Genomic DNA, 16345 nt, shown 5'->3' with positions numbered 1-16345 from the left:
CGAACAGACTGCTCGTATTTCTAGTTTGGGCTAGAGCTAGGACTTGGGGAACTTTCAGTACTATCACTAGGACTTGGGGAGATTGTTGGAGAGGTTGACTTCTTCGGTAAAGGCTTTGTTTGTACTGGTACTGTTGGAGTGGGCTTGGTTTCTGGCTTGGGTGTGGGGATAAAATACAAAACCGTTGCCGCGATCGCCAAACTCACCACACCAGCGATCGCTGGTACTGCCTGACTATTTAACTGAGACTGCGATCGGTAGTCAGAAATCTGCGTCACTAACTTCAGATCGGGTAAAGTTGTCGGATCGCAACATAGACGATCTAGGCTCTCCATCAGATCGAAAAGCTGAATTGTATTTAGTTTGATTTGTAATTGCTTAGGATTATGAGCGTCAGCTTCATTGAGCAACACCGATAGCAAATGCAGGTGTTTACCCTCTGGTTCAAGACGCACCTGCTTTTCAGGAATTGCCACCAAAGTATTACTTTTTAAAGCTTGAGCATAAGCACCCACCACTTTAACCAGAGCGTTGAGCAGTTCCAGCCCACCCACAACTGGCTCAGCATGATGGCTAAAGCGGCAACTAAAACTGGTCAGAATTGACATCACATCGCTGCCTGTGATGATCCCATCGATCAGTAAAGTACAACTTGGCAAACTGTAGCTGCGTTGAATCATTAGGCGATCGCTCCATCAAACAGACTATTCCAAAGGCGAAACTCACCAGCTACGCCACTACATAGCAACATTCTGGTCAGCAACTGCAATGCTAACTCGCGAATATCTTCTTTACTAAGGGGTGAAGGCGATCGCATCCGACCTATATACAAAGACGTGAAGCGATCGATATAATTTTCTAAGAAACCTTGGTTTTGCTGTAAACCTAATGCTTCGATCTTGCCCTCAATCATCTGTTGGTGGGTGCTAATCAACAAGCGCAAACCAGTATCTAGCTGTTTAGCGATCGTGCAAACAATCTTTACCAAGGCTCTTAGCTCATCCCAACTTAGACTCGCTCGTTGATAGTTTCGTCGCAGCGGATTCGTATTACGCAGTCGCCAAAAAGCCACACGACTAGGAATCGTCTTTTCTAAACCTAACTGCTCGATCAAGACCAGCATTACTTCAACTGCTTCTAAGTCCAGCGCCTCGATCGCTAGAAGCAGATGATCAATATCCATGCGGACACTGCGGGGACAACCCCTAACAAAGTCCTTAGGAACGTGTAAATCGAGGTTTACAGGAGCAGAAATATTTAACTGCATAATTCGCAGTGAAGTTGAACCTAATAGAGTTTACCCAATTGGCAGTTTACCCAGCTGGAAGGCGTTCAGCTACAAGCAATTTATCTAAAGATCAACAAATCCCGTAGCTGAGTGCTTCAACCTTAAGCTTGGCGTGAGTAGTACTCAATAACCAGCAGTTCGTTCACTTGCAGTGCCACCCATTCGCGTTCGACAACGCCATTGACCTTACCAGTCATCTTCGCCTTATCAAATTCTAAATGGCTAGGAATGTTAGAGAGACCTGGGAATTCGAGGTTACGCTCGACAATTTTACGAGATTTTTCATTGTCTTTAACGCTAATTACTTCGCCTGGGCGGCAGCCGTAACTAGGAATGGTTACACTCTTACCATTAATAGTGATATGTCCGTGGTTTACCAGTTGACGCGCAGCAGGGATCGTCGGTGCAAATCCCATACGGAAAACTGTATTGTCTAGACGCATTTCTAGCAATTGTAGCAATACTAAGCCTGTAGAACCCTTAACTCGTCTGGCTCGACGTACATAGCGTAGCATTTGAGTCTCGGTGAGACCGTAGTTAAAGCGTAGTTTTTGCTTTTCTTCGAGACGCACAGCATATTCAGAGCGCTTTTTGCGGTCTTGACCATGCATTCCAGGTGGATATGCGTGCTTAGGTTGTTTGCGACTTAGACCGGGAAGCTCTCCGAGTCTTCTGACGATTCTGAGGCGCGGACCTCTATAACGGGACATAGCTCCTTCCTTATTACTGTTGAAAACTTGACAGCCTATCTAGTATATGGCAATTTTGTCAAAAAACTTTGCCATATTATTAAGTTTCAGCAATTCTAATGATGAAAACCTCAGAATCGGTTTGGATGCAAGTCCGCCGTCGGCAGACTTGCATCCAAACCGATTTTTATAAAAAAATTGCTATAGAGACTTGAGGCACTTGTACTGCAAAGCCAAAAGACGAGTGGCGGCACTTTGCCCCACCTCTCGTCTTTTGGCTTTGAGGTTAAAAGAGAATGGCGACCATTAGTAATGATCGTCCTAATTTCCAATCAAACGGCGATCGCATCAATAGCCTTTTGCTGATGATGTACCCATATTTATATTTATCCTTTTCTTAACCAAAATTCCACCCTTTCCTTAACCCAGTCTTATAAAGGTTTCCTGTAAGCTGTTATACAGATTGTTATTGGCGTTATAAAATGTAAACGTATAGACTGTTAGTAAATATCTGATTTTTGAATATTTACTTGATGTTAATTTTGTCCTTAGTGAATTATCTCGATAGCTCATCTCAATTGCTATTTTAGAAATACTCATTGATGGTTGGCAAAAAATTATCCACCTCTCTTATTGCTAGCTTTAGGCTAGATGTTTAGTTCGCGTAATTACCTCTAAGCAAATATAGCTGGAAGACATATCTAGCAAGATTTTTTTAGCATCTAAAAACTATAGCTTCTACACAATTTTTGATTTATCAAGAATTGTAATTTTTATGCGTTTTTTGTGCTTTGCATTTTTATGGATATGCATTTATATCGGTTTTTTGCTAACAATTATTTCCATTAATTCTACGAAAACTATCAAGGCAACAAAAAATGGCACTAAATTCTGGCGATATTGCATTTGTTGGTATAAATACTGCAGGTGGTTCCGACGATTGGTTGGCTTTTGTAACGTTAACCGACATTCCACCAGGTACTGTCATCTATTTCACCGATAACGAACTGACTACTCCAACAGCAACAGCCTTTAACACTGGTGAATCCTACACTAAATGGACAGCTCCTATAGGTGGTGTTACTGCTGGTACTGTTGTTACCCTAACCAATTTTGATATTTCAGGAGGTCCAACCACTAATACTGGTAATGTTGCGGCAGCCACATTCGCTGGGTCTGCCAATCGTGGTTTTAGCCAAACAGCTGATTCGGTTTATGCTTATCTTGCTGCAAGTGATGCATCAGTAGATACGCCGACTACGCATTTAGCACGGATTAATCTTGGTAATGCTGAGGATGGATCAGCACCTAACTCTCTACCAACAGACAGCCGTATTACCTTCACCTCGGGACAGGAATCAGCAGTTTACAATGGTCCACGCAGCGGTCAAGCTGGCTTTACTGACTTCAAAGGTCTTATCAACAATCCTGCTAATTGGACGTTAACCACTGGGGCGACTTTGAGTTCTGCTTTAAGTACTTCTGCATTCACCATCAATGGTTCAAATCCAAGCGTTCCATCAGTAAACTTATCCGTCAGTAGCAACGCAGGAACAGAAGCAGGCACAACAGTAATTACAGTCACCGCCACAGCCTCTAGTGCAGTGACTGGAGATCAAACCGTCAACATCGCTGTCACTGGAACTGGCATTGATTCAGGGGACTACAACCTCACTGCCAACTCTATCACCATTTTAAATGGGGCCGCGACTGGTTCTGTTACCTTTACGGTTGTCGATGATGTTTTAGCTGAAGGTACAGAAACTGCCACGCTAAGCATTAGCAATCCATCTTCAGGAATTGCTTTGGGTAGCACTACCGCTTTAAATATCACGATCGCCGATAACGATGTCGTAGCTGGTGCAATTCGGATTCACGATATTCAAGGAGCCGCTCACCTTTCCACCTTTAACGGGCAGAGTGTGGTAAATGTCGCTGGAATTGTGACTGCGATCGCCTCGAACGGTTTCTACTTTCAAGATCCCAATCCTGATGCAAATGATGCTACTTCAGAAGGCATTTTTGTATTTACGGCATCTGCTCCTAGCGTGCTCGTAGGAGATTCAGTACTAGTTAGCGGAAACGTAACTGAGTTTCGTCCTGGTGGATCGGCAGCAAACCTCACAATCACTGAGATTGTTAGCCCCGTGATTACAAAGCTCTCAAGTGGTAATCCTTTACCCGCAGCAACTGTACTCGGCAATGGCGGACGTGCAATTCCCAACCAGATCATTAGTAATGATGCAGCTAGCGGCAATGTTGAGAATGCTGGCACTGTCTTTGATCCTGCTCAAGATGGCATCGACTTCTACGAAAGCTTAGAAGGAATGCTGGTGCAAGTAAACAATCCTGTGGCAACTTCTCCAACGGCAAACTTTGGATCGTCTGAAGAAATTTGGGTGTTAGCAGATAACGGAAACAATGCTACCAACCTTACCAGCCGAGGCGGGAGCCTGATTACATCCAGTGACTTCAACCCTGAAAGAATCCAAATCGACGATCTGAACAGTTCTCTGGTATTGCCCGATGTGAATGTTGGCGCTCAGCTTAGCTCGGTTACTGGTGTCGTCAACTACGACTTCAACAACTACGAAGTTTTGGTTTCGACAGCCCCAACGGTTGTGCAACCATCGGCTTTACAAAAAGAAGTTACCAACCTAACGAGCAGTGCTACGCAATTGACGGTGGCAACCTTCAATGTGGAAAACCTCGATCCTAACGATACGACATTTGATGCGATCGCGAGTGCGATTGTGTCCAACATGAAGTCACCTGACATCATTAATCTTGAAGAGATTCAGGACAATAACGGTGCGACTAACAATGGTACGGTTGATGCAAATGAGACTCTGCAAAAATTGATTATTGCGATCGCAGCCGCTGGCGGTCCTACTTACGAATATCGCCAAATTAACCCAGTCAACAATCAAGATGGTGGCGAACCTGGCGGCAATATCCGCGTAGCGTTCCTATTTAATCCCAATCGCGTCAGTTTTGTTGAAGGTTCACTACAACGCTTGACCGATACCAACCTTGCTGATGGTGATGCTTTCGCTAGCAGCCGCAAACCTCTCGTGGGCAAATTTGTCTTTAACCAACAGGAAGTGACCGTCATCGGCAACCACTTCAACTCTAAAGGCGGCGATCAACCGCTATTTGGACCCAATCAACCACCGACGCTAAGTAGCGAAGTGCAACGCAACCAGCAAGCCACAATCGTTAAAGACTTCGTGCAAGGGCTGTTGGCAACCAATGCCAATGCCAATATCGTGGTCGCAGGTGACTTGAATGATTTCGAGTTCTCTAGTCCTCTTACGATTTTAGAAAGTGGTGGACTGAATACACTAGTCGAAACTCTACCAGCTAATGAGCGCTATACCTATAACTTTCAGGGCAATGCTCAGGTACTAGATCAGATTTTGGTGAGCAACAATCTCAGTAGCAAACTAGATGGTTTTGATGTCGTTCATATTAACTCTGAGTTTGCCGATCAAGTTAGCGACCACGATCCGAGTGTTGCTCGTTTCAATCTACCATCTCCCAATCAAGCTGCCTATACATTACAACTGCTTCACTACTATGGTGAGAGCGGTCTACTTGGTGTCGAAACTGCGCCGATCATGGGTGCGCTGATCGATAAGTTCGATGACCAATACAGTAATACTTTAGTCATTGGAGAAGGCGATAGTTATATCCCTGGACCTTGGCTCGTTGGTGGTTCCGACCCTTCTTTGAATGCCGTATCTGGAATCGGAAGCACAGCACTCGGTCGTCCTGACATTGCGATCATGAACGCCTTTGGTACTGATGTATCGGCGCTAGGTAACCATGAATTCGATCTCGGTTCGCCAGTACTTCAAGGTGCGATCGCTGCTTCAGGTGCTTGGGTTGGCGCACAGTTCCCCCACATCACTTCCAATTTAAACTTCAGCGCTGACAGCTCTTTACGCGGGCTTGCTGATGTCTCGCTAGGTGGTACAGCTACGAATGCATTTGCGGGTCAGGAAGCATCGGCTATCAAGGGCAAGATTGCACCTTATACCGTAGTAACCCAAGGTGGCGAAAAAATCGGTATCGTTGGCGCTACTACCTATGACTTGCTGAGTAAGACTTCGCCGAATGGCACTGTGCCGAAGGATGACGGTAACCTATCGACCAGTGATTTGCAAGAAGTTGCAGCTTACATTCAGGCTTCAGTCGATGCACTGAAAGCATTGGGCATCAACAAGATCGTGATGGTGGATCAACTCGATACGATCGAGCGCAACAAAGCTCTTGCTCCATTGGTTTCTGGCATTGATGTGATGATCGCTGGTGGTGGTCACGAGCGTGTGGGCGACACAAACGACATAGCTGTCGGCTTTAACGGTCACTCTGCTGATTTTGTGGATACTTACCCAATCGTCACTGCTGGTGCTGATGGCAAGCCAACCCTGATCGTCACGACTGACACTGAATACACTTATCTAGGTCGCCTCGTAGTGGATTTTGACGCAAATGGTGAGATTATCCTTCCCAATCTCAATCCATTAATCAATGGAGCCTATGCATCAACCGAGACTAATCTACAGGCTGCCTATGGTACGACCCAAACAGCAGCGCAGATTATTGCCAGTAGCACGATTGGCTCTAAGGTTGATGCGATTACTGACGCGATTAATAATGTGATTATTGTCAAGGATGCCAATATTTTCGGCTACACCAACGTTTATCTAGAAGGCGATCGCGCTTTTGGTCGAGCGCAGGAAGTCAACCTCGGTGACATTACCGCAGATGCCAATCTATTTAAGGCAAAAGAAGCCCTTGGAAACAATGCTATCCTCTTTTCATTAAAGAATGGTGGTGGTTTACGCGCTTCGATTGGTGCGATCGGCGAAGACGGCGGAAAGGAACCACCAGCCCCCTCTAGCGTGAAACCTGCTGGCGCAATCTCCCAACTGGATGTTGAGAATGCACTTCGCTTTGACAATAAGCTGATGGTGTTCGACACAACTGCACAGGGGCTACTGAACATTCTGAACTATGCTGCTGGACTTGCCCCCGGCAATGGTGGCTATGCCCAGCTTGGAGGTATCCGCTTCTCCTACGATCCGACCAAACCCGCAGGTTCAAGAGTACAGGATGTCGCGATCTATGACCTCGATGGTAGTCTTGTCGCGAAGGTTGTGGACAATGGAGTGATATTACCAAGTGCACCCACAACGATCAGCGCCGTGGTGCTTAACTTCACGGCAAATGGTGGTGATGGCTATCCAATTAAGGCAAATGCCGACAACTTCCGCTACTTACTAAGCGATGGCACTCTGTCAGCACCGATTAGCGAGGCTCTAGACTTCACTGCTGTTGCAAATGTACCCGCTAATACCCTTGGTGAGCAGAAAGCATTTGAGAACTTCCTCCAGACATTCCACGGCACGCCGCAAACTGCTTACTCCGTCGCCGATACTTCGGCTGCACTCGATCAGCGCATCCAAAACCTGACCGTGAGACAAGACGAGGTGTTCACAAATGTCACTAACTACGATTTCACTAACTTGCCAAATTTAGGCACAACTACCAATGGGCAACAGCTCTCGTTAGGTGGTTTCTCTGGCTTGTATTTCCAAGGACTCGCCGACAATGGCAACCTCAAGTTTGTCACCAACACCGATCGCGGACCGAATGGCGATCCAACAGGTGCAAACAGACCTTTTTACTTGCCTAATTTCCAACCCGAAATCGTCAGCTTTGAGCTTAACCGCACCACAGGCGATATCACGATTACCAATCGCACTGGTTTATTCCGTCCCGATGGTACAACTCCATTAACAGGATTGCCTAACCTCCAAGCGGGAGCCAATGGAACTGCTTACACCGATGAAATCGCCGTTGATCTTAATGGCAATGTTCTGCCCAACGATCCTTTGGGTGCTGATTTAGAGGGAATTGCGGTTGCGGCAAATGGTGATTATTGGATGGTAGATGAATATCGTCCTGCCATTTATCACTTTGATGTCAATGGTAAGCTGCTCGATCGCTTTATTCCTCAAGGTACTGCAACTGCACCAAATCCCGATGCACCTGCTGGAACCTTTGGCACAGAAGCTTTACCCGCTGTCTATGCTCAACGCCGCAATAACCGAGGCTTTGAAGCTGTGGCTCTAGAAGGCAACAAGCTCTATGCCTTTATTCAGAGTGCGATCGACAATCCTGATAATGCTGGTGATACAACTTCCAGAAGCTCGCGCAATCTCCGCGTCTTGGAATTCGATATTGCTTCTAAAGCTGTTACAGGGGAATACATTTATCTCCTTGATAATATTTCTGCAAGTGGTAATGCCAAAACTGACAAACTTGGCGATGCTGTTTCCCTTGGCAATGGCAAATTCGCCGTTGTAGAACGCGATGATCTTGCAACTTCTGCATCTAACAAATTGATTTATCAAATTGATTTGAGTGCAGCAACCAATATCTACAATGCTAGCTTTACCTTCCCAGCAGGTAAAACAGCGATCGAGCAGCTCACTCCAGCCGAACTCGCCAGCACAGGCATTAACGTTGTCACCAAGAGCCTGATTGCTAATGCCGCTCAATACGGCTACACAGGTGTAGAAAAGCTGGAAGGTCTAGCGCTTATCGGTCCCAACACACTCGCCTTGATTAATGATAACGATTTCAACGTTTCTGGAAATACACCAACTGAGAAGCTGGGAATTCTTGAGTTGAGCAAAACCCTGCCTGTAGCTGCGATCGGTTTCAGCGAGGCAAATTACTCAGTCACTGAAGGGAACACAGCCAAAACCGTCACCGTGCGGGTCAACAGAACTGGCGACTTGTCTGGCACAAGTACTGTAGAACTACTATTGACAGATGGAACTGCAACTGGCAGCGTTGTCCCTCCTATCTTTGCTCAGACTCAAGGAGCTAGCAGTTCCGCAACTCCTTATCTAGTTCCTGCTGCACCTGGGGTCAGCTTTACCTCGATTTTGACGGTGGGCGACAGCGTCGGTGGCTATAAGATGGTTGGCATTCCCGACGGGCTTGGTTCTTTTGATAATGGTGACGGGACTTTCACTCTGTTGATGAACCATGAGATTGGTGGCACTGTCACTGGCAATTCAGTCAGTCCATTGGGTTCCAACCGCGCCCATGGCAACGCTGGCGCTTTTGTCTCGCAATGGACTATCAACAAGTCGGATCTATCAGTAGTCAAGGTCGAAGACTTTCTAGCCGACGACATCAGTCTCTTCCTAAGCAACAACAACCCTTCCACAGGAACCACCCACTCTGGCTTTTTGGCAGGCGACACTACCTTAATCAGCCGTCTCTGCTCAGCCGATTTGGCAGCACCGGGAGCCTACCTATTCAAAGCCGCAGATGGCACTGTCTACGGAACCACAGCTCGTATCTTCCAGAGCGGCGAGGAATCTGGAGGCATTGTTAACGGGTTCGCAACTGGCACCTCTGGTGACCTCGGACTAGAGGGAACCGTCCACTTCGGTCGGCAGTTCGCGTTCGTTGCCACCGACGACCCCAACACCCTCCAAAACGATGCCCGCATCGCTTATGAACTACCCCATGCTGGGTTGTTCCCATGGGAGAATAACTTGGCTAACCCCCATGCCCAGCGCAAGACCATCGTTGCTGGCATGGACGATAGTACTGGCGGTCAGCTTTATTTCTGGATCGGCGAGAAGCAAACAACTGGCAATGTGATTGAGCGAGCAGGACTGACCCGCCAAAGCGATCTCGACAACATGTACGTCCTTCGGGTAGACAATCTGATCCCCGATGCTACTGGAGCTACAAACGAAGTTCGGGATGTGCCACTTAGCGGTCAGTTCTCACTACAGAACGAAGGCGATGTATCTGGGCTTACGTTTGCAGGGCTTGAGGGGCTGAGTGATAGCAAGGGAGCTACTCAGTTCTTCCGTCCTGAAGATGGTGTTTGGGATCCTAATAATCCCAGAGACTTCTACTTTGTCACAACCGATCGCTATGACCAAGTCAAGGATGGGGTCGGAACTCAGGTTGGACGCAGCCGCCTCTATCGCCTTCGATTTAGTGATATCGCCCAGCCCGAACTCGGCGGCACGATCGAGGCTATGCTCGACGGCACTGAAGCTGGAAACATGTTCGACAACATGACCATGGATCGCTACGGTCACATCCTGATTCAGGAAGATGTTGGGAACCAGCAACACCTCGGCAAAATCTGGCAGTACGACATTGCTACCGACACCCTCAAGCTAATTGCACAGCATGACCCAGCGCGTTTCGGTGACATTGGGGTTCCAGCAGTGGCTCCTTTTAACCAAGATGAAGAGTCTTCTGGCATTATTGATGCTCAAGACATCCTCGGCGCTGGTTGGTTCTTGCTTGACGTTCAATCTCACTACAGCATTCCTGGCGAACTTGTCGAAGGCGGTCAGCTTTTAGCCTTCTTTAATCCTGACACCTATACTTCTTCTTTACTGGACTACAACAACAAACCAATTACAGTTACTTTCGCCCCTGGTGAAACATTCAAGGATGTGCAAATTCCTGTTTTTGGAGATAGCAATCCTGAAAGTGATGAAACGATTAAACTTAGCCTGAAAAATCCTAGCTCAGGTACATTGGTGGGTATCGATCGCCCCAATGCTGTCTTGACGGTTTTGAATGATGATGTCAACAGCGCCCCAGTTCTGTCGGGCACTCCTGCAATCCTTTCTGCTGGAACCGAAGACACAACCTACAAGATCTCGACAGCAGCCCTGCTAGCTGGCTTTACAGATGCTGATTACGATTTCCTCCTTGTATCTGATCTGACTGCCACCAACGGTACGTTAATCAACAACGGCGATCGCACTTACAGCTTCACACCTAATGCCAACTTCAATGGCACGGTTAACTTGAGCTACAACGTGATCGATGGCAAAGGAGGCTCAGTCGCCGCAACTCAAACCATTGCGATCGCTGCGGTCAACGATGCACCAATCGGCACGGTATCGATTTCAGATACCACACCAACAGAGACCCAAACGCTTGTTGCTAGCAACTTATTTACTGACGTTGATGGCTTAACTAACGCTGTCTTTAACTATCAGTGGCAACAATCAGATGTTGGTGGTGGAGCGACATTCACCAACATTGCAGGCGCGATCGGCAGCACCTTTACTCCTACTCAAGCTCAGGTTAATCGCCAATTGCGAGTAGTAGTGAGCTACACCGATGACCAAGGTACAGTGGAAACGCTTACCTCAGTGCCAACCATTGTCACTGGTGACTTCTATGTCGGGACTTCAAGTGTCAATACTTTCACAGGCACTAACGGTCAGGACATCATTGCTGGACTTGGCAACAACGATATTCTGAATGGTCTTGATGGTGATGATATCTTCCGCTATACCATTGGCGATGGCAAAGATATCGTTGATGGTGGTGCTGGTAACGACAGCCTGAATATTCTCGGCACAGATAATTCCGAAACTCTGAGTGTAGTTTTCAATGGAACGCCAGTTTCAATAATTGCAGGTGGTACAGTAACCAACGTTGAATCGGTGACCGTCGATCTACTGGGTGGTATCGACACCCTTAACTATGGATCGACTACAGCCGATTTGACGGTTAATCTAACCACTGGTGTGGCATCTGGCTTTACAGCGATCGCCAATATCGAGAACGTTACTGGCGGATTCGGAAACGACATCATCACTGGTAACAGCGGCAATAACACTCTGCGAGGTGAGTTTGGCAATGATATCTTAGATGGTGGTCTAGGCGCAGATAGCTTAAATGGCGGTGTGGGCAATGACACTTACATTGTTGACAACATCAATGACACTCTCTTTGATTCTGGTGGAACTGATACCGTTCTTTCGAGCATTGACTGGACTTTTGCTGGTAGCACTCTTGAGAATCTCACCCTCACTGGTAACAGCGATATCAACGGTACTGGTAATGCTCTCCAAAATGTGATTGTTGGCAATAGCGGTAACAACATTCTCAATGGTGGCAGTAATGCAGATGCTCTTACTGGTGGTTCTGGCAACGACACCTACATTGTTGACAATATTAATGATGTGGTGAACGAGCTAGCGAATGAGGGCACTGACACTATTCTTTCAAGTGTCAACCGCACCTTGGATGCCAATGTGGAAAACCTCACGCTTACAGGCAATAGTACGATCAATGGCACTGGTAACGATCTGAATAACATCATTACTGGGAACAGTCGGAACAATATCCTTGATGGTGGATTCGGTGCAGATGCGCTCATTGGTGGTCTAGGCAACGATACTTACATCGTTGATAACGTAGGTGACTCAATTACTGAGGAATTGAATCAAGGTACTGACTTGGTGAAATCTAATGTGTCATGGACTCTAGTCGATAACCTAGAGAACTTGACTCTAACGGGTAGTGCAAACATCAATGGTACTGGCAATAGCGTCAATAACGTTATTACTGGTAATGATGGCAACAATACTCTCAGTGGTGGATTCGGTAACGATTCTCTAACTGGTGGTTTAGGCGCAGATATTCTTATTGGTGGATTTGGCAATGACAACCTTTTCCTCGGTCTCAATGATGGAGCCACTGATAGAGTCGTCTATAACCTCGGTGATGATAGCGACGTGGTGAATCAATTCCTACGTGGAGTTGGAGGCGATTTGCTCCAGTTCAATAACATTGCTTCTATTGACGTTCGTACTGTAGGAGGCAACACTCAGTTCCGATTGGGTGATGGCGTTACTGGCAACGGTAATTTTGGCAATGGTTCGCTCTTGTTAACCTTGAATGGAGTCACTGGATTTGCGTCTAGCAATATCAATGACAACATCTTGGCTGGTTCCATTTCTACGACCTTCAACTTTAGTTAGTATATTCTCAGATGAGCAATAGAAGTTCTTATACCTGATGAAGTCTTAGCAAAAAATGAAACACCCTGTCCGTTTACGGACAGGGTGTTTCATTTTTTGAGATCGCCACTCACACCATCAAACATCGATCGCAAAAATCACAATCAAACAACGATCGCACTCTCACTCCACAACCAATGATCGCATTCTCACAATCAAACAGCGATCGCATTCCCACCCAAAACAACGATTGCACTCCCAAAAATAAATGATCGCAAGCTCAAAAATAGCGATCTCACTCACAAAAAACAAAGATCGCACATTACAAGAAAATCATCCTTCAATCTCTATCCCTAAATACTTTTAGATTTAGGAGAAACTTCAAAAGCTAATTGAGAACCATAGAAACACACATCAAATTCCTGAAAGAAATTAATTCTCCCTAAAAGTAAAGGTATATTTTCGGCTTTTGTCCAAGCAAAAACTAAAGTGGCAGGTGTAAATTGATCGATTGTCGCTGATAAAATAATTCCTTTGGCGGCGAATTTGGCTAGATTGCCTGCTAGTGCAACTGATGTATTGTGGTCATTCCAATTTAGTCCTAATTGAATTCCTGTTTCGTAGGGAAGAACATTGACACTTGCTCCTGTATCTAATAAACCTGATGTTGAGATGGAAGTGTCTTGGTATAATAGGGTCAAGGCAAGATAGGGGACAAGGCTAGTTTCTCCCGCAGAGTTGGACTTTTCGACAAAGTTAAAGCGTTTTTTCAATGTCATTTTATTTTGCTTCTTTTTGTAACAAATGTTGTTGCAACATATCAGTTAAAACTTTTTCTGCGGAAAAAGCGTCGTATGGCGACCAAATTTCATAGGTTTTTCCATCTTCGAGAAGCTCTGAGGTTTTTTCGTCTTTAGTTAGTTCTGTGGCTAAAAACTGGATAGCTTTAACTTTTTCAAAATGGGATAGCTTTTGTAGTGATGGCAAGATCTCTGTTAATGTCATAGAAATACAGGAGAAATATTAGTTAGATTATAGTGCGATATTTTATCAAGTCAAAAAATCGCCAACCACTGCACAAACCAACGATCGCAACTCACCTCAAATCAAATAGTGATCGCCTATTTCCTCAGACACGCTAAATGTTCAAAGCGATCGCCCCAAACTTAATCTGTCGTTCCACAAACAGAGTTTACATTTAACGATAACAATCATTCAAAACTTTCTCCTACATAGGATGGATGGCTATGGCGAACATGAAGAATCGCTATGACTCCGTTCTCAACGACAAACAAAGCTCTATATTTCTTTCGTTTGCCTATCAGAAGTTGACGAATTTCACGCCCAACTATTGAGGCTTCTGGTGCTATAGGACACCGCTTTGGAAATGTTTGCAGTGAAGCGATCGCGTCTTGAAGTTCGTAATACCAATTGTTGGCTATATCAGCGCTTAGATTGTCACACATCCAACGATAGGATGTTTCAATTTCTTGAAAAGCAGTAGGTTGAATGAGGATTTTGTAACTCATGGACGAGGGGGAATGCTTAGTTTTTGCTGTAAAATTGCCAATGCTTGTTCGGCAGGAATTCTCTTCCCTTGGTCAAATTCGTCTAGCCCATTGCGAATACCTACTATCGCTTCTAGATAATCAATCCGTTCTAAAAGTTCGCGGTATGAAGCTAGTGGCGTTTTTGTGGGTACTTTAAGTGATTTAAAAAAGCCAAATAGATCTTCTATCTGTTCGTTTGGAGTGCTATTAATTTCTTGTAATAGTAATTCTTTAAGTGTCATTACAGTTTACAGGTGAGGATTATTTTTCGATTATAGCGTTTATATACTGACATTTTTAATATGAGATCGCCATATCATCTCAAATCAATCAACGATCGCCTACTTCCTAAATGTTCAAAACGATCGCCCCCCTCATTCCACAAACCAACGATCGCAACTCACCTCAAATCAAACAACGATCGCCAATTTTGTCAGACACACCAAATGCTTAAAGGGATCGCCCAAATCCCACAAACCAACGATCGCAACTCATCTCAAATTATAACTGACTGGACGGTCAGCTTATATCCAAGCGCTTTAGCAACTTTTGTCACTGTTGCAAAACTAGGATTACCATCGGGGGATAATGCCTTGTATAGTCCCTCTCTTGTTAAACCTGAGTCTTTTGCTAACTGAGTCATGTTCTTGGCACGAGCGATGACGCTAAATGCATGGATTATCACATTAGGATCGTCGCCTGATTCTTCAAGACAAGCTTCCAAATATAATTGAATATCTTCTTCTGTTTTTAGATGTTCTGCTGAGTTCCATCGAGTAGTGGTGATAGCCATAATTCAATCCTCTAATTGTTTAACTAGTTCCTTAGCCTTGTTTATGTCTGAAGTCTGAGTGCTTTTATCACCGCCACATAGAAGTATCACAACGATAGAACCTTTCTGCACAAAATACACTCTATAGCCAGTACCGTAGAATATTCGCATTTCGCTTACTCCTTGTCCAACTGGAGCAACATCACCAAAGTTTCCCATTTCCATGCGATCTATACGCGCTTGTATGCGGACTTTGGCTTTTTTGTCTCTTAATTTGACAAACCAGTTGGCGAATATTTCTGTCTGGCGAACTTCAATCATACGTTAACTGTAGTTCACAATGCGAAAATTGTCAATCGTCAAAACGAGATTGTGATAACAGAGATCGCCATCTCATCCCAAATCAAACAACGATCGCCTATTTTGCCAGATACGATAAATGTTCAAAGCGATCGCCATCTCATTCCAAAAAACAACGATCGCAACTCATATCAAACCAAACAGCAATCGCTCTTTTTGTCAGATACGCTAAATGTTCTGAACGATCGCGTTCTCTTTCCACAAAACAGCGATCACAACTCATCTCAAATTAAATAGCAATCGCCTAAACATTTCTCAAAAGCAGTACATTTTACGATTCTTGATAATCACTAAGAAGGATCGGTTCTTTGTTAGGTACTCTGACGATAATTTCGATGGTTCCACCTAAAGCATTTACCACGGCTCGAAGTGTATTGAGTTCCAGATTTTGTCTGCGTTCGAGCTTAGATATGGCTGGTTGCTGTACTTCAAGACGTTCGGCTAGTTCTGATTGAGATAAACCAAGCTTTTCACGCAGATGTCTCAGGGTAATTTCTTCAAGATGAATTTGCGAAGCTCTTATTTCAATAAGTTCTTGACGCTCTCTTGGAAGTTTGTTCAATTCTTCGGATAGGGTTGTATATTGGGTCATTTGTTTTCTTCCTTCAGTATTTCCAGATATTTTCTGTACCGTTTATCTGCGATCGGAATATTTTCCTTGTACCAGCGTTTGTTTCCTGTTTTGTTGCCACCAACCAGCAACACGGCTTGGCGTTTGGGATCGAAGGCAAATAAAATACGCCAAGGTTCTCCTTGATATTGAATACGAAGTTATTTCATATTCTGAAATGCAGATCCTTCAAGGGTATCAACTCGCGGTCTACCAAGTTTTGGTCCAAATTCTCCCAACACACTTAGCACCG

13 protein-coding genes and 1 pseudogene are annotated in these 16345 nt (G+C 45.1%); 2 read left to right on the top strand and 12 right to left on the bottom strand.

Annotated elements, in window-relative coordinates; translation table 11 throughout:
* Window positions 1-20: 20 nt before the first annotated feature.
* From APA_RS20905 to rpsD, 3 genes are all read right to left on the bottom strand, one after another.
* On the bottom strand, window positions 21-680 hold the full coding sequence (locus APA_RS20905; protein WP_201324160.1) for a DUF4335 domain-containing protein: 660 nt from the start codon (window positions 678-680) through the stop codon (window positions 21-23).
* Entirely contained in the window at window positions 680-1267 is a 588-nt protein-coding gene (locus tag APA_RS20900; protein WP_201324159.1) for a DUF3038 domain-containing protein, read from the bottom strand. The genes APA_RS20905 and APA_RS20900 overlap by 1 nt, the downstream gene beginning before the upstream one ends.
* Before the next feature lie 122 nt (window positions 1268-1389).
* On the bottom strand, window positions 1390-1998 hold the full coding sequence (rpsD, locus tag APA_RS20895; protein ID WP_103670143.1) for a 30S ribosomal protein S4: 609 nt from the start codon (window positions 1996-1998) through the stop codon (window positions 1390-1392).
* An 857-nt stretch (window positions 1999-2855) separates the two neighbouring features.
* Between rpsD and APA_RS20890 the strand changes: the two genes are divergently transcribed.
* Complete coding sequence (locus APA_RS20890) at window positions 2856-12821, top strand: esterase-like activity of phytase family protein (protein ID WP_201324158.1); 9966 nt, start codon at window positions 2856-2858, stop codon at window positions 12819-12821.
* 109 nt (window positions 12822-12930) lie between these two features.
* Here the strand turns inward: APA_RS20890 and APA_RS25525 are convergent, their stop codons facing one another.
* From APA_RS25525 to APA_RS20860, 7 genes are all read right to left on the bottom strand, one after another.
* Window positions 12931-13056, bottom strand: coding sequence for a hypothetical protein (locus APA_RS25525; RefSeq protein WP_268962134.1), 126 nt, complete (start codon window positions 13054-13056; stop codon window positions 12931-12933).
* Between the two features lie 97 nt (window positions 13057-13153).
* Window positions 13154-13579 carry a retroviral-like aspartic protease gene (locus APA_RS20885; protein WP_201324157.1) on the bottom strand — a complete coding sequence of 142 codons (426 nt, stop codon included), beginning with the start codon at window positions 13577-13579 and terminating at the stop codon, window positions 13154-13156.
* A gap of 1 nt (window position 13580) precedes the next feature.
* On the bottom strand, window positions 13581-13805 hold the full coding sequence (locus tag APA_RS20880) for a hypothetical protein (RefSeq protein WP_201324156.1): 225 nt from the start codon (window positions 13803-13805) through the stop codon (window positions 13581-13583).
* 206 nt (window positions 13806-14011) lie between these two features.
* Window positions 14012-14329 carry a type II toxin-antitoxin system RelE/ParE family toxin gene (locus APA_RS20875; protein ID WP_201324155.1) on the bottom strand — a complete coding sequence of 106 codons (318 nt, stop codon included), beginning with the start codon at window positions 14327-14329 and terminating at the stop codon, window positions 14012-14014.
* Window positions 14326-14592, bottom strand: a complete 267-nt coding sequence (locus tag APA_RS20870) for a hypothetical protein (RefSeq protein WP_201324154.1) — start codon at window positions 14590-14592, stop codon at window positions 14326-14328. Before APA_RS20870 ends, APA_RS20875 begins: the two co-directional genes overlap by 4 nt.
* A gap of 254 nt (window positions 14593-14846) precedes the next feature.
* Window positions 14847-15143, bottom strand: a complete 297-nt coding sequence (locus tag APA_RS20865) for an addiction module antidote protein (RefSeq protein WP_201324153.1) — start codon at window positions 15141-15143, stop codon at window positions 14847-14849.
* Window positions 15144-15146: 3 nt separating this feature from the next.
* Window positions 15147-15443, bottom strand: a complete 297-nt coding sequence (locus tag APA_RS20860) for a type II toxin-antitoxin system RelE/ParE family toxin (protein ID WP_201324152.1) — start codon at window positions 15441-15443, stop codon at window positions 15147-15149.
* A gap of 51 nt (window positions 15444-15494) precedes the next feature.
* Here APA_RS20860 and APA_RS20855 point away from each other — a divergent pair, with 51 nt between their 5' ends.
* On the top strand, window positions 15495-15719 hold the full coding sequence (locus APA_RS20855; protein ID WP_201324151.1) for a hypothetical protein: 225 nt from the start codon (window positions 15495-15497) through the stop codon (window positions 15717-15719).
* 34 nt (window positions 15720-15753) lie between these two features.
* Here APA_RS20855 and APA_RS20850 read toward each other — a convergent pair whose 3' ends face one another.
* Complete coding sequence (locus APA_RS20850) at window positions 15754-16074, bottom strand: helix-turn-helix domain-containing protein (protein WP_190352400.1); 321 nt, start codon at window positions 16072-16074, stop codon at window positions 15754-15756.
* Window positions 16071-16345 (bottom strand): annotated as a pseudogene (locus APA_RS25905) (type II toxin-antitoxin system RelE/ParE family toxin); the annotation flags it as partial. The gene APA_RS20850 and the pseudogene APA_RS25905, both read right to left, overlap by 4 nt.

Origin of the sequence: Pseudanabaena sp. lw0831 (assembly GCF_016584665.1) — a bacterium.
Classification (GTDB): domain Bacteria; phylum Cyanobacteriota; class Cyanobacteriia; order Pseudanabaenales; family Pseudanabaenaceae; genus Pseudanabaena.
The sequence above is the reverse complement of the archived record's forward strand: the minus strand, read 5'-3'. Positions and strand labels throughout refer to the sequence as shown.

Coding starts and splice junctions, on each gene's coding strand:
- APA_RS20905 (WP_201324160.1), bottom strand. CDS start 680: ATGATTCAACGCAGCTACAGTTTGCCAAGTTGTACTTTACTGATCGAT.
- APA_RS20900 (WP_201324159.1), bottom strand. CDS start 1,267: ATGCAGTTAAATATTTCTGCTCCTGTAAACCTCGATTTACACGTTCCT.
- rpsD (WP_103670143.1), bottom strand. CDS start 1,998: ATGTCCCGTTATAGAGGTCCGCGCCTCAGAATCGTCAGAAGACTCGGA.
- APA_RS20890 (WP_201324158.1), top strand. CDS start 2,856: ATGGCACTAAATTCTGGCGATATTGCATTTGTTGGTATAAATACTGCA.
- APA_RS20885 (WP_201324157.1), bottom strand. CDS start 13,579: ATGACATTGAAAAAACGCTTTAACTTTGTCGAAAAGTCCAACTCTGCG.
- APA_RS20880 (WP_201324156.1), bottom strand. CDS start 13,805: ATGACATTAACAGAGATCTTGCCATCACTACAAAAGCTATCCCATTTT.
- APA_RS20875 (WP_201324155.1), bottom strand. CDS start 14,329: ATGAGTTACAAAATCCTCATTCAACCTACTGCTTTTCAAGAAATTGAA.
- APA_RS20870 (WP_201324154.1), bottom strand. CDS start 14,592: ATGACACTTAAAGAATTACTATTACAAGAAATTAATAGCACTCCAAAC.
- APA_RS20865 (WP_201324153.1), bottom strand. CDS start 15,143: ATGGCTATCACCACTACTCGATGGAACTCAGCAGAACATCTAAAAACA.
- APA_RS20860 (WP_201324152.1), bottom strand. CDS start 15,443: ATGATTGAAGTTCGCCAGACAGAAATATTCGCCAACTGGTTTGTCAAA.
- APA_RS20850 (WP_190352400.1), bottom strand. CDS start 16,074: ATGACCCAATATACAACCCTATCCGAAGAATTGAACAAACTTCCAAGA.